Here is a 1,191-nt window from a genome sequence, read left to right on the forward strand (position 1 = left end):
TACTGTAGCGAATTTAATTTGACTACTTCCTTAACTGCCTCAACAGTTGTTTTAGGTTACATGGAGACTTGGCAATATGGCGGGGCGACGAATATATGCTTGGCAATATGGCGGGGCGACGAATATATGCTTGGCAATATGGCGGGGCGACGAATATATGCTCATCTTTTTGTTCGCAAATCGGCTTCAGTTCCAGCCGACGAATAACGCCGAGCAATAGAATAAACTATGGACTTTTATTTATAAATTTAGCAGCGGTTACGGGCTGACGATTTTCAAATGCCGCCACATCGCCAAGCCGTAGCCGTTACCTGCCATATTAATGCGACACTTCAAACATCAAATACTGTTTATACTCATCGTTCTGTATTCCTGTGGACACGATAATCAAAGCAGAAAAGTTCAAAGTGCATCCATTGACATACTGCACAATGACACACTATTTAAAAATTTTGACACCTTAGAAAATAAGTGGAATTCAAGACCAGTAAATTTTGACACACTTTACCGTTTAGCGAAGCAGTTGAACAACCAAGCAGATAATTACCCAAATCGCAAAGAAATTAAATTGACAGAAATTTATAAACGATGTGCCGATATTTATAGAGCACAACAATTTCCAGACTGTGACCCAAATAAAAGCCAATTGTTATGTTCCAAAGACACTTTATTAATTATTGACTGTTATAAAAAAGCAATTGGAATATTCCAAAGTAACTCCAACTCTTTAAGTGGCAGTTCTACTGACGCAATTATACTAAGTAGCAGTTTTGCTGACGCAATGTTTCAACTCGCAGATGTTTATGAACAATTAGGAAAATTTCAATTAGCTCTTCCCTACAGACAAGAGTATTTAGCTTTACTATTGAGAACTGAAAAACCCAATTTAGAAATGGTTGCAGATGCTTATATGTATCTTGGTTCAAATTATGAATTGCAAAAAGATTACAGAACTGCCTATAAGTTTTATCTAAAAGAACTTGAAAATAACAAAACTGATAATTACAGAAATTTAAAGAATGTTGAAAGCAGAATTATGAAATTTAAAAAGGAACATAATCTTGAATGAAAATACGGCAGGTAACAAAGCGGCTTGCTGAATTCTATGGTTACATGTAATCGTCAATATTTAATCTGACAAGTTGGATTTTTTAAGGCATCTGCGATAAAAATAATTTGTCAAATTTATCA

At 35.2% G+C, this 1,191-nt stretch carries 2 protein-coding genes; both read left to right on the forward strand.

Annotation, left to right across the window (positions count from 1 at the left end; all coding sequences use genetic code 11):
* On the forward strand, positions 1–207 hold a 207-nt coding region (locus FW778_RS23535; RefSeq protein WP_235906547.1), incomplete at its 5' end, for a hypothetical protein.
* Positions 208–322: 115 nt separating this feature from the next.
* Positions 323–1,069, forward strand: coding sequence for a tetratricopeptide repeat protein (locus FW778_RS22910; RefSeq protein ID WP_150417253.1), 747 nt, complete (start codon positions 323–325; stop codon positions 1,067–1,069).
* Positions 1,070–1,191: the final 122 nt, after the last annotated feature.

Source organism: Ginsengibacter hankyongi (assembly GCF_008710285.1).
Taxonomy (GTDB): Bacteria; Bacteroidota; Bacteroidia; order Chitinophagales; family Chitinophagaceae; genus Ginsengibacter; species Ginsengibacter hankyongi.

What these genes read in the sequence shown, in the direction of transcription:
- FW778_RS22910 (WP_150417253.1), top strand. Translation starts at nt 323, where the DNA reads ATGCGACACTTCAAACATCAAATACTGTTTATACTCATCGTTCTGTAT.